The following is a 16,559-nucleotide window of genomic DNA, read 5'->3' on the forward strand; positions in this document are numbered from 1 at the left end:
CGTTTATTGGAGAGCGCATTGATAGTGTCAGAAGCCAACGTTCTATAGAAGATGAGGCTTGACAATGCTATAGCCTTGGGCAAAATCAATCCCGATCAGCTTTAGCTGTTTAATAGTTTGTTGGTCTTCAACACATTCAGCAATGGTCTGAATCCCCAGTCGATGGCTGAGGTGGTTAAAGCATTCCACAATAGCGACGTCTGTTTGGTTGCTAGCCAGCTTTTTAACGAAGCTTCCGTCAATTTTGAGGTAGTCGACGGGCAATGTCTTGAGATAGGTTAACGAACTCATTCCACTGCCGAAATCATCTAGAGCAAAACGACATCCAAACTGCTTTAGGTCTTGCATGAACTCTACGGCCTGCTTGAGATTTGAGATCGCTATCGTTTCCGTAATTTCAAAGCAGATTTGCTCCGGTGGCACCTGATATCTGAGTAGTTGCGCTTTGATGAAGCTGAGAAAGCTGTCGTTTTTGATACTCGCCCCAGACAGATTGATGTTGTACAGAGCTGGAGAAGCGGAGCTTGTTCTTTTCTGAGCCATCTGCTGATACTGGACACAAAAGTTGTGGACGACCCAGCGATCGATTGCAGGCATTAGGTCGTAGCGTTCTGCGGCAGGCAAAAAGGCGACGGGCGTGATCACATCACCCTGGACATCGGACAACCTCAGCAAGATTTCACAGTGATGCGCTAAAGAAGAGTGATGCAGGGGCACAATCTCTTGGGCATAGAGGCGGAAATGATTCTGTTCCAGGGCTTGATGGAGCCGTGAGACCCATTGCATCTGGCCCCGCTGCTCTGCCAGCTCGACATCGTGACGCTGACAAACATGGACGCGGTTGCGGCCCTTGGATTTAGCCATGTAGCAAGCTGCATCGGCAGCACTGAGAATGGTGGCTAAGTTCTGATTATTGTGATCGATACCGACGACCCCGATGCTGACGCCGACATTAAAGGTTTTGTCTTCCCAGTTAAAACGGAAGGCTTCAATCATGGCCCGCAAGGACTCAGCGAGGGCTGTGGCCTGCTTGAGTGAGCATCCCTCTAGTAGTAAGCCGAATTCATCGCCGCCCAAACGAGCAAGGGTATCGGTGGAGCGCACGCGCTGCTGCATGACGCGGGTGATCTGGCGCAGGAGCTGATCTCCGGCACTGTGGCCACAGGTATCATTCACCACTTTGAACTGATCTAGGTCGAGGTAAAACAGGGCGTGCTCCTGATTTGCTTGGGTGGCGAGCAGGTGGGTGACCCGCTGCTTAAAGGCGCGTCGGTTGACTAAGCCGGTCAGCGGATCGTGGCTGGCCTGCCAGGATAGCTTTTGGGTGAGTTGACGAGATTGGGTGGCGTCGTGGAAGACGACTACGGCACCGATGAGCTGCCCGTTGCGATCTCGAATGGGGGCGGCTGAATCGTCAATGCCATATTCAGTGCCATCGCGGGAAATGAGGACCGTGTGATCTGCCAGATAGCAAATTTTGTTTTCCTTTAAAACCTGTTCGACGGGATTGATAACGGGTTGACGGGTTTGCTCATGCACAATTTGAAAGATGTCGGTGAAAGCCTGACCCTTGATTTCAGCCTTCGACCACCCCAACAGCTTTTCAGCCACTGGATTGAGATACTGGACGTTGCCCGTCAAATCGGTGGTGATCACCGCATCGCCAATGGACTCTAAGGTAATTTGGGCGAGTTCTTTCTCTCGAAATAAATCGGCTTCTAGCTGTTCCCGCTCTACGATTTCACGCTTGAGTTCGCGGTTTGTAGCCTCTAACTGAGCGGTTTGTTGATAAACCTGCTCCTCTAGTCGAGCTTTGATCCGCAGCACCTTCGCCTCGGCCTGCTGCCGGCGTATGATTTCTGCCTGGGCGTCTGTATACAACTTTGCCTGCTGCAGGGCAATGGCGACCTGCACGGCTAATTTCTCGACGATGTCAATCTCAGCGATTTGCCATTGGTGAGGTGTCGAGGCTTGCTGAACTGACAACAGACCCCAGAGCCGTTTTGTTGGCTCTGTCTGCTGCTCAATCCGAAACGCTCTATCAAGAGAAGAACCAGACTCTTGTGTTTCTAGAATAATCGGAACGACTAAGTTCGCTCTAACGTTGAGGGACGTCAGTAGGGCAATATGGCAGGGTGATAAATCTTCGGCTGTATGGATGTCAGGGGTGGCCTGTACCCGACCGTTGATGTACCGAGAGGTCCAGTCTTGGGCAAAGCAGTGGTCCTGAATTCTGCGGCCTCGCAGAGAGGGCAAATGTTCTGAGGCAGATTCGGCGACGACAACACCACTCCAGTCTGCGTTAAAGCGATAAACGATGGCCCGCTCAACTTCAAGGAATCTGCGAACCTCTGATACCGTTGCTTCAAGAATGTCGGAGGGGTTCAACGATTGACGAATACGTAGGGCCATAGCTGCCAGTAGCTGCTCGCGCTCAGCCTGTATCTGTAGCTCTAGCGAAAAATTCTGCTCTTGAGGGGAACGCTCCCTCACGTTACGGCCAGAGAGACAACGAAGGGAGCTAGAGTTGCTTTGCCCACAAATACCCATATATTTAACTCTCACAAAATAAAATAAATCTAAATTCCTGCTCCCGCACTTAAGCTACCCGTCAAAAAAATTGTTTTTGACAGTCGGATAATGAACCTTTACTTTGCTTGGCAATGGCCAATGCTTCTTGATGTACGTAAAGATAAGTTCGTATATCTTTATGTTTGAGTAAAAGTTGTCTTTCGTCTGACGCGGTTGAGCTTGGTGTCGATATGCGATTTCTCGGGGTTGATTTGGGTTGGGTGTCAGGGGCGACGGGACTATGTTGCCTAGAGTGGCGCAGCAATCGCCTTCATCTGCTTGCTCTTGACTGCCTACAACCCATGCCTGAGATTCTCGCTTGGGTCGATGACTGGGTTCCACCGGATGCTTCTGGAATGGTGGCGGTGGATGCCCCGACTCAGATTACGAATCCAGTGGGAATGCGGGGATGCGATCGCAAAGCCCACAAATACTTTGGTCGCTACCATGCGGGCTGTTATCCTGCAAACCTCAACTCCTCTTTTGCTGAGCGCACCACTGGTTTCAGTCAGTCCCTTTGCGATCGCGGATTCAATCACGCTCCGGGAATCGTGCCACAGCAATTGGACCGCTATCAAATTGAGGTGTATCCCCACGCCGCCATGATTGGCCTTTTCGATCTGCCCCAAATTCTGAAATACAAAAAAGGAAAGATTGCCGAGCGCCGTGCTGAACTCGACCGCCTCCGCCATTTGATTCTGATGCGTTTGCCTGAGCAGGAACCGCCTCTTACTGTTGAACAGCTTCCCGAACTTCCGACTAAAGGAACCGATTTAAAAGCCGTTGAAGATCAGCTCGATAGCTTAATCTGTGCCTACATCGCAGCTTACTGGTGGTATTGGGGGCATCAGCGAAATTTAGTATTGGCGGACCTAGAGCTTTCAGAGGTCCGAGCCAGCCGCGACCTCCGTACAAAAATTACTTCGGGGTATATCGTGATTCCCTACCCGCAGGGCAACCCGGAATTGTTAGACTGAGGAAACGATATCTTTACGTTTCGTAACTCTTCAGGATCACGATATGCCCTCAACAACCTTGCTGACCAAAGAACTCCCCGAGCTTCAGTACGAGGCTCAGCGCGATCGTTTCGACGAAAGCTGGCGTGCCCCTCTCTCCACATTGCTCGGCTTAGGACGTGCAGCAGGCGCAGACTTCGTAGAGTTCTTTCTAGAGCGGGTCAATTATATTAGCTGCCTCGCCGAAGATGACGGCATTGGTAGTGTTTCTCCGCGTTTAGTGACGGGGGCAGGCGTTCGCGTCTTTCGCGGTACCGCAGACTGCTACGTCAGCACCAATGATCTGACGTTCACGGGGCTGAAATCCGCCTTGGAAAAAGCTTTAGGCATTATGGGGCTGAGCTTGCCCAGCCCGAGCGCTTTTATCCCCGAGATTAATCTAGAGCTGTTCCGGGACTACGCCACCATTGGCGATAAAAATAACTGGCTGAAAGAATGCAGCTCCATGCAAGAAATGGGCGACGTCCTCCTCGCTGCCAATGGCAAGCTAGCGCAGGTTGCAGATCATGTCGCCTCCCGTCGTGCCGCCTATTTCCGAGATTGGCAAGAGGTTTTGGTTGCCGCTAGTGATGGCGTTTTTGCCCGCGATATCCGCCTCACTCAATCTGTGGGCTACAGCCTGCTGTGTGAAGAAGGAAGCGATCGCGCCTCCATCAACAAACGAGTCGGGGCTACCAATAATCCCAATTTTCTACGCACTTGGCAGTACGGTGACGATGCTCAAGAGGTCGCAGAATCTGCGGGTAATATGCTCCATGCAGACTACGTAGAGTCGGGAAATTACCCTGTGGTGATGGCTAATGAATTCGGGGGCGTCATTTTCCATGAAGCTTGCGGTCACCTCTTAGAAACCACTCAAATTGAGCGCAAGACTAGCCCTTTCTCTGAGAAGAAGGGCGAGAAAATTGCCCACGAGAACCTAACCGCTTGGGATGAAGGACTTTCCGCCAATGCCTTTGGCACCATTGATATGGATGATGAGGGAATGCCGGTTCAGCGAACGCTTCTGATTGAAAACGGTATCTTAAAGAACTTCCTTTCTGACCGCGCAGGCTGCATGAGAACCGGACATCCCCGCACAGGCAGCGGTCGTCGCCAGGGCTATACCTACGCCGCCGCTAGTCGAATGCGGAATACCTACATTGCGCCGGGCGAGTTCACGAACGAAGACATCTTTGGCTCTATTGAAAAGGGGATCTATTGCAAGAAGATGGGGGGCGGTAGCGTCGGTCCCACTGGAGAATTTAACTTCTCAGTGGACGAAGCTTATCAAATTGAAAACGGCAAAGTTACCAAGCCTCTTAAAGGTGCCACTTTGATTGGTGAGGCTAAGGACATCATGCAGAGAATTTCGATGAGTTCTCAAGATTTGGGTTTAGCAGCCGGTTTCTGCGGCTCCATTAGCGGCAGCATTTATGTCACCGTCGGTCAGCCCCACATCAAAGTCGATGAGATTACGGTTGGCGGTCGTTAGTTCTAACTGCGCTGCCAGCGATATACATCGCTGGCGTATAAGTTGGCATTTCTGCCACCCCTGCTAATTGTCATATTCAGAAGAGAAGAAGGATATTAGGCGTGCCTAACATTACAGAACTAGCTGCGATCGCAACCCAAAAAGCCCAATCCCTGGGCATCAAAAAATTTGATATCTACGGCTCCACCGTTGATGAAGCCAGCGTTCAGGTTGATCACGGCGACCCTAAGCAGGTCAAAGCTTCCAACCGAGCCAGCGTCATGGTGCGCGTCTGGAATGACGACAACACAATGGGCGTCACCACCACCACTGACGTTGAACCCTCGGGCTTAGAGGCTGCGCTCGAACTGGCCCAGGAAGCCAGTCATTTTGGCGCTAAAGAGAACGTTGCTGACTTCAGCCCTGCCGCCCAGGATCCCCTGCCAGAGGTGACCCACCAGAAGGTGCCTCAGTCTGATATCCCAACTTTGCTAGAGCATCTGAAAGGGGCTGAAAAGCAGCTTCTTGAAGCCCACCCTGCAATTAACGGTGTGCCCTACAACGGTCTAGCGCAGAGGGATACAGCACGGTTTTACCTCAACAGTGCCGGAGCCATGCGACAGGAAGCGCGATCGCTCAGTTCCGTCTATCTCTACAGCAAGGCAGAGCAAGAAGGAAAGCGCCCTCGCAGCGCTGGAGCCTTCCGGGTGAGTGCAGATCTTGCCGAATTGGATATTCAGGGTTGTCTTGACGAGACCGTCGAAAAGACCGTCAGCCATCTAGATTATGACAAGATTGAGACTGGCAAATACAGAGTGGTCTTTTCGCCAGAAGCCTTCCTGAGCCTGCTCGGAGCTTTCTCTAATCTCTACAACGCCCAAAGCATTTTAGATAAGCGGAGTCTATCTACAGAAGACTCGTTGGGGACTGAACTCGCCTCACCGCTCCTATCCGTCACCGACGACGTGCTGCACGCGGGCAACATCGGCAAAACAGCCTTTGATGACGAAGGGACACCGACGCGGCCCGTCACACTGATCGAAAACGGCATTCTCAAAAGCTTTCTGCACAGTGCAGGCACCGCGAAGCGAATGAACGCTCAGCCTACGGGTCATGCCAATATTGGCGCTAAGGTCACCGTTGGACCGCACTTCTATCACGTCTCTCCTGGCGCACCGGCAGAGCAAACCTACAGCTTAGAAAATGCCGAAAACGTCGTATACATTGATGATCTGCAGGCTCTTCATGCTGGAGTCAAAGCCTTGCAAGGTGCTTTCTCACTGCCCTTTGACGGCTGGTTAGTGAATAAAGGCAAGCGCGTCAGCATTGAATCCGCTACCGTGGCCGGTGACTTCCGTGAGCTGTTGAAAGCCATCATCTATGTGGAACCGGAGGCCAAGGTGATGCCCGGTGGCGTCTGTCCTCATGTGTGGGTTGACGGACTATCGATTACAGGTGAGTAGCTTGCCTATGACAGTAGGCTGGAGCAGATTGGATAAAACCGCTGCTGTTGCTGGATAACCGCAGCGTATATCTTTGTAGGTATATTATTCGTAAGGTAGATTCAAAAATCTGCCTTACGATTGATGCAACGATCGTGGAAATTGCGTAGCGTAAGTCCCATCGACCGCCCCCCATCAGAGAGCTTTGCTTCATGTCCCAAACTGCCCCCTCAGGAGGCGAGCCTCCTCAGCAGTCAAGTCGATTTTGGTTAATCCTCTCTAGCAAGCCCGTCATCGGAACTCTCTTGGTCCTGGTGGCCCTGATTGCGGTGGGCTGTTGGCGATTGCTAGTCTTCATTAATGAGGATCTAGCGCCCTTTATCTCTGCACAGTTGAGTGAGTCTCTCAATCGCCCCGTTGAGGTGGGTGAGCTAGAGTCGTACTCATTGACGGGGATGCGCTTTGGTCCTTCAGGATTGCCTGCCTACGAAACGCAAATCGATGGCAAAAACGTGATCGACAACGATACGGCAACAACAGAGGCTGTTGATGTTTCCTTTGATATCTGGAAGACGCTTCAGACCCGGACGTTGAACTTAGATGTGACGCTGGTTGACCCGAAGCTTAACGTTGATCAAGATGCCGAGGGACGTTGGATACTGACGGCTCTAGACGAAGAGGAAGATTCCGATCCACTGGTGAAGATTCAGCTCGATACGCTGCGGGTCAAGAATGCACAGGCTGTGATTACCCCCTTTGGGGTGGCGGGACGAACGGTTAAGGATGTCGATGGTGTCGTTGAGCTGAGTGAAGAGCAGATCGGCGTCAAAGGTAAGGGTGAACTGGACTCTGGCGGTATTGCCCGCGTTGATGGTCAGTGGCGGCAGGGTAGTCAAGCGCTGAAGCTCAATCTTAAAACGCAAGATTTTGCCGTGGTGCCGTTGCTGGGGTTCGTTCCCGCTGAGCTGCCGATTAGAATTCGTTCTGGGATTGTCGATGGCAACTTTGACTTAGAGTACCAGCCCAACCAGCCGATTAAGGTAACAGGTAAGGCTGATGTTGCCAGAGCGGACGTTCAGATCCCTGAGCAAAATATTCGAGTGAAGGCGCGGCGACTCAAGAGCAATTTTCGGGTGGCCTACACGGAAAATGAGCTGCCCAAAGTCGGAGGCGACGCTCAGTTTCAGGGGGCCGATCTGGCCATTCCTGAGCAGCTAATTTTTCAAAATGGGCGATCGCAACAGCAGCGCCTCACCAACACCAGCGGCAAGCTGAAGTTCATCGAAGACAAAAGTCGGCTTCAGTTTGAAGCGCAGGGCAAAATCGCTTCTGGAGGCCGCTTGCGGACACGGGGAGAAACGTCCCTCGATCTAGAGAAAATTAATGTTCTACTGTTGGCCCGCAATATTTCAGCTCCCATCTTGGATGGAGCCTTTGAGCTGCCGGTGCAAATTGCCTCGGGGCGAGTAGATGCCAACCTCAATATTCAGCTTCGCCCGGACAAGCGTCCGAATGTGCGCGGCACGGCTCGGATGCAAAAAATTGATGCTCAAATCGTGGGCTTGCCGAAGCCGTTCTATAACGCTAATGGCTTCGTGCGTTTCCCCGGTGGTTTGACCACTGAGCTTTCGGGCATTACAGCTCGCTATGATCAGGTGCCGCTGCAGGCCAATGGCGTCATTGATATCGATAAGGGCTACAACATCATCGCCAAGACGACCGCTGTAGAGGCCAACACAGCGCTCAATACTCTAGGGATTGGTCCTGAAACGCTGCCGTTCCCTATCGTCGGCAAGATTCGGGTACCCGAGCTACGCGTCACCGGGGCCATCGATAAGCCTCTGATTTCTGGACAGGTGGCGGCGTCTGAAGGAACCACCATTGACCGAGTGCCTTTTGAACGGGTCAATGCTCAATTCCGGCTTGCCGCGCCCCTGTTGCAGGTCACCCAGATTGATGCTCGACCCCAGGCTGGCGGAACGATTACAGGGCAGGCCCGATATGATCTGACGCCCGGTGCAGAAGTTGCTGCCAATATTGACGTCCGGAATGTTCCGGGTGACGCTGTTGCTCGACTCTATGGCTCCTCTCCCCCTATTGCTGTGGGGCCGGTCTTTGCCCGGGTCAATCTCTCCGGTCAGCCAGAAGATATTAGAACGAAAGTTGACTTCCAGGCGCGTCAGGCCACCTACCCAACGACGGGAACGTTGCGTCTACGCAGCGGTATCGTTGCCTTCGAGAATATTGTGTCTCAGGTGGCGAACGGTACGGCTCGGGTCAATGGTCAGCTGATTGATCAAAGGCTGCAGGCTAATGTCAAATTGGCGGGGATTGCGCTCAACAACTTTTCTGAAAATGTGCGGGGTGCGCTCGACGGCAGCGTTGATATTGCTGCGCCGTTGGCGTCACTGAGTGCTGAGACGGTTCGGGCTGATGGTAACCTTCGTTTCTCTGGGCTGGGCTTGCCTCAGGGACCGTCGCTGTTTGCAGGACCGCTGAATACGGCGGTGGGCTGGAACGGTCGCCAGCTCCTTATTAAGGATGCGGCAGCACCGGGGTTCAGAGCCAATGGTGCGATTACAGCCAATCTTCAAGATCCGCAGAAGTCGCGCCTGGGTCTCAACGTTTTGGCCCGCGATTATGACTTGCGATCGCTTTCTGCCTTTGCGCCTACAGCCGTTCCCGTCAGGGGGCGCGCGAATCTGACCGGACGAGTGACCGGGACGTTAGAGGCCATTAACCTGCGTTCCACTGTGGCGCTAAAGGACTTCGCCGTTTCGCAGTTTGCCTTTGAACCCACGCTCAGGGGCAATCTCAACTACGGGCAGGGCGTGGACTTAGACTTGCGAGGGAATCGCGATCGCATCCAGGTTGCCCTAGACCCCGACCTACAGCCTGAATCATTTCTAGTGAAGCGTGACGAAGCCATTGCTAAGGGCGTCAGTCGTGGCGATTTGCTGCTAGTAGATGTACAGAAGTTTCCGCTAACGGCCTTAAATCTGCAGCCGGGGGGTGTTGGTCGAGTGACGGGGCTGGCCTCTGGTGACTTTCAGGCCAACTTGAAGGCGCAGTCTTTGATCGGCAGCGTTGCCATTAATAAACCCGGTATCGGCGATCTGCAGGGCGATCAGTTTACTGGCGATATTCGCTATGTGGACGGGGTTGCTTCCCTAGATCAGGGCAAACTGCTCAAACGAGATAGCCAATACCTGCTCAGTGCCAAGCTTGAACCCGGCGAGGTTCCGAATTACGAAGGCCAGCTCAATGTTGTCAACGGTGAAATCAAAGATGTTGTGGCTGTCGCTCTGTCGCTGCAGTCCTTAGCCGGCGGCGGCGGCCCCGTCGATGACTCGGTGGGCTACGGAACGGCGGCTGATGTCCAAACAACAGCGGTGGGAGTCCCCAATTCGCCGCTGCAGGTCCAGCTCCAGCGCTTTGCTGAAATTGAACAGCTTATTGCTCAGCAGCAGGCCGCAAAAGAAGGGGCAGCTCCACCGATAGATATTGCCAATCTCAGGGGGCAATTCGACGGCCAGATTAGCGTCGCTGGGTCCGGCTTCGAAAATGTCGAGGGCGATTTTGATCTGCGGGGTCAGAATTTTGTCCTGGGGGACTACCGCGTAGAGCAGGTTGTAGCCGCAGGCGGCATCAATGATGGAACCCTGCGTCTCGATCCGATTAAGCTGGCGACGGGCGATCGTCAAGCGATTCTCACAGGCCAAGTTGGATTAGAAGAGCTAAACGGCGAGCTGCTGGTCAATAATGTCGCGGTGGATCCGCTCAATCAGTTTGTCAGCCTTCCGGTTGAAGTCGCCGGAAACTTGAACGGTAAAGCCATTCTCTCCGGCAGTCTGTTTGATCCACAGATGAAGGGGCAGTTCAGCCTTGCAGATGCCAGACTCGGTGAAACTCCTGTTGCTAGGGCTGAGGCTGATTTGAGCTATCAGGATGCACGCCTGCGCTTTGAGAGTATTGCCATGCTCGATAATCCAGAGCCGATTCAGATTACGGGCAACATTCCCTATGCGTTGGGCTTTGCAGTTCCAGACAGTGATGAAATTGAACTGACGGCTAAAGTTAAAAACGAAGGCTTGGCGCTCGTGAGTTTAGCGACTGATCAGGTTGCTTGGTTGGGCGGTCAGGGAGAAGTTGATCTACAGGTGCGTGGCACTCTTGAGCAGCCGCTCTTAAATGGAACGATTGCCTTCAACGACGCCATGCTGAAGGCGCAGGCTTTAGAAGATCCACTCACCAACGTGACCGGCAGGCTGCAGTTTAATCGCAATCTGGTGACGATTCCTAATCTAACGGGAATTTACAATGAGGGTGAGATTGTGGCCGCAGGGAGCCTTCCCATCTTTGAACCTAAGATGGTCCCTCCTCAGCCCCTCACGATTGGAATTGAAGGTCTTGATGTTTCAGTTGCTGAGCTTTACCAAGGCGGCGTCACAGGGCAGGTCATGATCACGGGGGCTGCGGTCGAACCCACGATTGGTGGCACCGTTAAGCTGAGCGATGGGCAAGTCTTGCTGGCGAAAGCGGCGGGGGGCTCATCAAACGAAGAAGAAGCTGTTCAAGAGACTCAAGCAGAAGAAACGGTCAATACCGGCCCCCGTCGCTATGTACCGCTGTCGGAGCTAACCCCCACCGATCGGCCCATCCGTCTCAATAATTTGTCGCTGCAGCTAGAAGATAACGTGCGGGTGACCCAAGATCCTATCCTCAGCTTTGTTTCGACCGGTAACTTGCTGATCAATGGTTCGGCCACTGCCCCCGTTGTGGCGGGCAAGATTCGCTTTCGTAAGGGAACAATTAACCTGATTACGTCTCGCTTCCGTGTGGATCCGAGACGGGACAGCTTTGCTGAATTTGATCCTGCATTTGGGCTTGACCCCTACCTCAATATTGCGATGCGGACCACTGTCACAGAGACAACCCAGGCGAAATCGACGGATCTCAATGAGGCAGAAGAGGTCCCTGCTGGGGCACTGGGGTCGTTTCAGTCTGTGCGAGTCAAGGCAACGGTAGATGGTCGCGCCAGTGAACTGGTCAGCAACTTTAAAGATGTTGTCGAGGTCACCAGTTCCCCGAGGCGATCTGAGGGTGAAATAATTGCCCTGCTTGGGGGTGGGGTCACGAGCGCGGTTCAGCAGGGACAGGCCCAGCAGGCCGCTGTTAATCTGGCCGGTTCCGCTGCCCTTTCGGGTGTCCAAGGACTGTTTGATGGTTTACTGGGCAGTCGGGCGACTTTCCGAGCTTTTCCGGTGTTGTTGCCTGACGTCAATGAAGGTGAAGGATCGGTGCTATCGCTGGGAGCAGAGCTAGGTTATGACGTCACCGATCGATTCTCTGTGTCGGTGCTGCAGGTGCTCACGGGGGTCGATGAACCGACGCTGGTTAATCTTTCCTACGACATCAATCGAAACTTAACGACTCGAACCTCTGTCAGTACTGATGGTGAGGCCGTTGGGTCTTTGGAATATCGGATTCGATTTTAGCAACCGCTAGCGTCGCTCTTCCTTTGGAAGCAGATAGGCTACAGGCTATCGCAACGGTTTTAGCTGATTTTAATTTCAGGGTTCTCGTCCTGATCTACAACGGGTAAAGGATCTTTCTCTGCATACCTTTTTATGAGAATCGTCAACAGGCGTCGCTTATTCCCCTGTTTAACTCTGTTTGTCGTTACCCTGTCGCTGTGCTGGACTCTGTTGACTCCTGTACAGGCTCAAGAAAGTGCCGCAATCAGAGCGCCAGTGGTGGTGGATGGCCGTGAAATTCTCAAGGTGGGTAAGGCCGGGGATTTTACAGCTGAGGAGCGGGCAGAGCAGGTCGCAGGGCCGCTGGAGCGAGCCGTTAGCGCCAACAAAAAGCCTCGAATTGAGGTTGAGGAGCGCAATAATCAGCCAGCGCTGATGTTAAACGATCGTTATTTGATGACGATTACGGCTGCTGATGTTGATGCTGCGATCTCCCCTCAATTTCAGGCCGATCGGTGGGCAAATAAGCTGGAGGATGCGATCGCAACGGCCCAATCTGAACGCAGTCTGCAGTACCGGGAGCAAGCCTGGATCATGGCTGCCGCCGTCGCTCTAGCCGCTTTAGGAATTCATTTGGGCTTGGGACGTCTTCAGACCTTCGTGCTGCGGCGGGTGTTGCACCAGCTCCCTGACCCCTCAGAATCAGTCGAAGGCAACCAGGGGATTCGCCTCTCTTTTAGGGCCATACTTGCGATCGCACGCCTCGTCCTTTGGTGTAGTGCAGTTCTCTACATCGCCAATCTCTTCCCGGCTTCCCGCCAGCTTAGCTATGAGGTTACGACCGCCTTAAATACCGTCTTTACGGCCCCTCTCTTCACCGTTAGCAACAGTGCCTTCTCACTGATCGATCTGCTGATCTTACTGGCGTTATTCTGGGCCTTGGTCGTAGGGATTGGCACCCTCACCCAGCTCCTGCAAACGCGCATCCTTGCCCGAACAGGAATGGCACGAGGCGCCCAGGAAATAGTTGCAGTAATCGTCAAATATGCCCTGCTGGTGGTCGGCACCATTGTGCTGCTGCAGGTTTGGGGACTGGACCTTAGTTCGCTCACCCTCTTGGGCAGTGCCGTGGGAGTTGGTATTGGCTTCGGATTTCAAGATATCGCTAAAAATCTGGGCAGTGGCTTAGTGCTGCTATTTGAGCGCTCGGTTCAGGTCGGAGACTTTATTGAAGTCAACGACCATATGGGCACCGTTGAACGGGTCGGTGCCCGCAGCATTATTTTGAGAACCCTTGATCAGATTTCAATCATCGTGCCCAACTCGCGACTGCTCGAAGAGGAAGTCATTAACTGGAGTCATAATCGTGCTCCTTCCCGACTGCATCTGCCTGTGGGTGTTGCCTACGGCTCTGATCTCAACGCTGTGAAGGAGTCACTCTTGAAGGCCGCTAAAGACCATACAGACGTCGTCAAAAGTCCACCTCCAAGGGTTGTCTTTGTTGGCTTCGGCGATAGTTCGCTAGACTTTGAGCTATTGATTTGGCTGCGACGACCGGAACGCCAGCTCCTTGTTAAAAGCGATCTGTATTTCCACATCGACGCAATTTTGCGGCAGAGAAACATTGAAATACCATTTCCGCAGCGCGATTTGCATGTTCGTTCAGGTGAAATCCGCCTGTCTGAGTCACTAGAGGCAGGCCTTCTCCATCTCCTAAATGGAAATGCAGGCCATCCTTCAAAATCCTCTCAGCCTAATGAAGAAGCTCCATAGCTGCTGTTCACAACAATTTCAGTTAAGCACGTTAGGGGAAAACAACTTTGCATGAACGATACGCCATGTCTCACCCTCTACCTCTGTTGAGAGCGGTCATGCGCTGTCGCCATTTTCTGCCCGGCCCGGCAAGCCTGATGCTCGTAGGTTCGATGGCGACTCCCATCATGTTGGCGGCCCCGACCCCCGAAGCAGTCCAGCCCCAGGGTGGCAACATCGTTGAGCGCCTGCTTCCGTTCGCGAATGGCTCTGAAGATATCGCCACTGGAATGGTCCACTTGGATGGCTACCGGCTAGTCTCAATTACGGCACCTGTCATCCAATCAGAGAACCGTGGCTCGGGTACGCCGTCTCCCATCAAACAGCGAATTAGCATCGTTGAAGATCGCCTGCAGAGCTTGGTCAAAGAAAATCCAGAAACGCTTACCGTCACTCAGCAGATTGACGCAGCCACGCAGCTACCAGTGCTCTATGTTAACGGCCAGGAACTGATGACCGTCACGAATCAAGATGCCCTACTGTATTCTAGCGACCCAGATCAGTGGGCAACGGAGCTAGCGACCCTTCTGCAACAGGCCCTGCAGCGCGCCCAGCAAGAGCGACAGGCCGATTATCTCAGACAGCAAGCCCGATGGGCTGCCGGGATTGGCTTCGTGATGCTGGGAGGCGTCTTGTTGATGACTTGGCGGCAGCGATACCTCAAGACTCAACCATTCGATACGGCGACGACATCAAGTGCCGCAGAGGAGGCGACAGAAGCCGGTCAAACGAAAGATGCAGCCCTCACGATCAAAGATGGGAAGCAACTGCAGCATCGGCGCAATACCCGACGACTGAAGCTGTTGCTGCTGCAGCTAGGAAAATTTGCCTTAGTCGCTGGGGGCAGCTTTAGGATTCTGGGCTTGTTCCCTCAGACCCGGTGGCTACAGGTGATGGTCTTGATCGGTGCGAGGGTGCCTTTGCGACTACTGGGTATTGTTTTGCTGACCTATCTACTGATCAGAGTCAGCTTTGTCTTGATTGACCGACTCTTTGCTGCGTTTAGACAACAGCCTTTTCTTCCCTCTATCCGGTCGCAGCGCAGTACACTCCGCATCACCACTGTGGCTAGAGTGCTGCGTGGGGTGAGTGTCGTCATTCTCACCGGCATCGGTGCGCTGGGAATGCTTGCTGTTTTGGGCATTGACTTGGTGCCGCTGCTGGCGGGGGTCAGCGTGATTGGATTGGCGGTCTCTTTTGCGAGTCAGAGCCTGATCAAAGACACGATTAATGGCTTCTTTATTCTGCTAGAGGACCAGTATGGTGTGGGGGATATCATCGTTGTGGGTGCGGTTTCGGGGCTGGTGGAGCATATGAACCTACGGATTACGCAGCTCCGAGACAGTGAAGGACGCCTAATTACGGTGCCCAACAGCATGGTCGATATCGTCCAGAATCTTTCAAAGGACTGGTCGCGGGTCGATTTGTTTATTGATGTGGCCTACAGTGCAGATCCAGAACAGGCGCTAGCGGTGGTCAAGCAGGTCGCGGCAGATTTATATTGCGATCGCAACTGGAGCCAAGAAATCCTGGAGCCGCCTGATGTTTTAGGAATCGAGAACCTGACCCACACCGGTATGACCATCCGCACCTGGATCAAAACGGTGCCGCTCTCTCAGTGGAATGTTTCCCGTGAATTTCGTCGTCGCCTAAAGCTGCAGTTAGATGCGGCTAACATTGCGATTGGCATCCCTCAACAGAGAATCACAACGGAGAATGGAGCAAGCTATCCCACACAGAGAATTGATTCAGGGATCACCCTTAACAAATCTGAAGAGTAATGCGAAGGTCTTCAATTAGAAACTCAATTATGACTTTTGGCTCTGTCTCCAACCTTAGGTGCCCAGGAGAGAAAACAACGAGTGCCTCGTTGCTCCGTCACCGTTGCACTGATGCGATCATAGAACTGCAGTCCGCGAATATTGCGGGCATCGGCGGTCCAAGCTAAGTGGGTACAGTTATACTCTTGAGCAATCTGAGCGAGATGGTGCATTAAAGCTGCCCCTGCTCCTTGACTGCGCTGCATTTCATCGATGTATAAATCATCAAGCCAGATACTGGGCTGTCCGGCAAAGGATGAATACCGAAAACCATAGAGAGCGAACCCCACGGGACTATCGTTCAGTTCAGAAAACAGGACGTAGGCAAAGGGAACAGCGCCGAACAGTGTTTGCTGTAGCTTGTCTGGGGTGACTCCCAAAACACCTTGGTAGGCACCGACCGCACGATCAAACTCTGATTTTTTGCGGATGTAGGCATCAATTAGCGGAATATCGTTAGCAAGTGCGGGTCGAATCTTAAGTGTCATTTGAATAGCTTAGAACTCAGATTCTTGAATATTGCAGGTACCAGCTTAGGACCAGGAAGGAAAATAATTCCTAGCTGCTGCATCAGTCCCTGAGCATCACCTTGGCCCCAGTGTTCAACGATTTTTCCGTTCTCTAGGCGGTCGATGTGCATGATTGCGATCGCAATCTCTTTCCCAGTCGGCGGCAGACCTTGGAACTCACCCAGATGTGTTGCCGTGAAGGTGCCACAGGTGACGACCTGATCATCAGTCGCAATCACCTGATCGAAGGTGTGCTTGCTGTTGGAGAAAGCAGTATAGAAGGTTTGACCAAAGGCTTTGAATTCCTCAGCGTTCAGCAGCTCTGGTATTCCGGCCATGTGGGCAACGAAGTTCGGGGCCAGCATGGCTAAGGCTTGGTCAATGTTGCGATCATCAAAGGATTGATAGAACTGGAGGACTTGGGTCTGGTTGCGATCTTGAGACATTTCGTACTCTGTA

Annotated in this window: 9 protein-coding genes; 6 read left to right on the forward strand and 3 right to left on the reverse strand. The window is 52.9% G+C overall.

What is annotated here, in order from left to right:
- Positions 1 to 42: 42 nt before the first annotated feature.
- Entirely contained in the window at positions 43 to 2,550 is a 2,508-nt protein-coding gene (locus C1752_RS19560; RefSeq protein ID WP_110987738.1) for an EAL domain-containing protein, read from the reverse strand.
- A gap of 212 nt (positions 2,551 to 2,762) precedes the next feature.
- On the opposite strand from C1752_RS19560, the gene C1752_RS19565 reads away from it, so the two are divergent.
- From C1752_RS19565 to C1752_RS19590, 6 genes are all read left to right on the forward strand, one after another.
- Positions 2,763 to 3,548: a DUF429 domain-containing protein gene (locus C1752_RS19565; RefSeq protein ID WP_110987739.1), complete on the forward strand. Its 786-nt coding sequence runs from the start codon at positions 2,763 to 2,765 to the stop codon at positions 3,546 to 3,548.
- Positions 3,549 to 3,591: 43 nt separating this feature from the next.
- Positions 3,592 to 5,061, forward strand: coding sequence for a TldD/PmbA family protein (locus tag C1752_RS19570; RefSeq protein ID WP_110987740.1), 1,470 nt, complete (start codon positions 3,592 to 3,594; stop codon positions 5,059 to 5,061).
- Between the two features lie 101 nt (positions 5,062 to 5,162).
- Positions 5,163 to 6,503, forward strand: a complete 1,341-nt coding sequence (locus C1752_RS19575; protein ID WP_110987741.1) for a TldD/PmbA family protein — start codon at positions 5,163 to 5,165, stop codon at positions 6,501 to 6,503.
- Positions 6,504 to 6,694: 191 nt separating this feature from the next.
- On the forward strand, positions 6,695 to 11,980 hold the full coding sequence (locus tag C1752_RS19580) for a translocation/assembly module TamB domain-containing protein (protein WP_110987742.1): 5,286 nt from the start codon (positions 6,695 to 6,697) through the stop codon (positions 11,978 to 11,980).
- A 132-nt stretch (positions 11,981 to 12,112) separates the two neighbouring features.
- Entirely contained in the window at positions 12,113 to 13,732 is a 1,620-nt protein-coding gene (locus C1752_RS19585) for a mechanosensitive ion channel family protein (protein ID WP_110987743.1), read from the forward strand.
- A 65-nt stretch (positions 13,733 to 13,797) separates the two neighbouring features.
- Positions 13,798 to 15,552, forward strand: coding sequence for a mechanosensitive ion channel family protein (locus C1752_RS19590; protein WP_110987744.1), 1,755 nt, complete (start codon positions 13,798 to 13,800; stop codon positions 15,550 to 15,552).
- A 23-nt stretch (positions 15,553 to 15,575) separates the two neighbouring features.
- Here C1752_RS19590 and C1752_RS19595 read toward each other — a convergent pair whose 3' ends face one another.
- Entirely contained in the window at positions 15,576 to 16,079 is a 504-nt protein-coding gene (locus tag C1752_RS19595; RefSeq protein ID WP_110987745.1) for a GNAT family N-acetyltransferase, read from the reverse strand.
- A complete protein-coding gene (locus tag C1752_RS19600) occupies positions 16,076 to 16,546 on the reverse strand; it encodes an ester cyclase (protein ID WP_110987746.1) in 471 nt (156 codons plus the stop codon). The genes C1752_RS19595 and C1752_RS19600 overlap by 4 nt, the downstream gene beginning before the upstream one ends.
- Positions 16,547 to 16,559: the final 13 nt, after the last annotated feature.

It is taken from the genome of Acaryochloris thomasi RCC1774, from assembly GCF_003231495.1.
GTDB lineage: Bacteria > Cyanobacteriota > Cyanobacteriia > Thermosynechococcales > Thermosynechococcaceae > RCC1774.

Excerpts from the sequence above, each read along its gene's own strand:
- C1752_RS19560 (WP_110987738.1), bottom strand. The coding sequence starts at position 2,550 with ATGGGTATTTGTGGGCAAAGCAACTCTAGCTCCCTTCGTTGTCTCTCT.
- C1752_RS19565 (WP_110987739.1), top strand. The coding sequence starts at position 2,763 with ATGCGATTTCTCGGGGTTGATTTGGGTTGGGTGTCAGGGGCGACGGGA.
- C1752_RS19570 (WP_110987740.1), top strand. The coding sequence starts at position 3,592 with ATGCCCTCAACAACCTTGCTGACCAAAGAACTCCCCGAGCTTCAGTAC.
- C1752_RS19580 (WP_110987742.1), top strand. The coding sequence starts at position 6,695 with ATGTCCCAAACTGCCCCCTCAGGAGGCGAGCCTCCTCAGCAGTCAAGT.
- C1752_RS19585 (WP_110987743.1), top strand. The coding sequence starts at position 12,113 with ATGAGAATCGTCAACAGGCGTCGCTTATTCCCCTGTTTAACTCTGTTT.
- C1752_RS19590 (WP_110987744.1), top strand. The coding sequence starts at position 13,798 with ATGTCTCACCCTCTACCTCTGTTGAGAGCGGTCATGCGCTGTCGCCAT.
- C1752_RS19595 (WP_110987745.1), bottom strand. The coding sequence starts at position 16,079 with ATGACACTTAAGATTCGACCCGCACTTGCTAACGATATTCCGCTAATT.
- C1752_RS19600 (WP_110987746.1), bottom strand. The coding sequence starts at position 16,546 with ATGTCTCAAGATCGCAACCAGACCCAAGTCCTCCAGTTCTATCAATCC.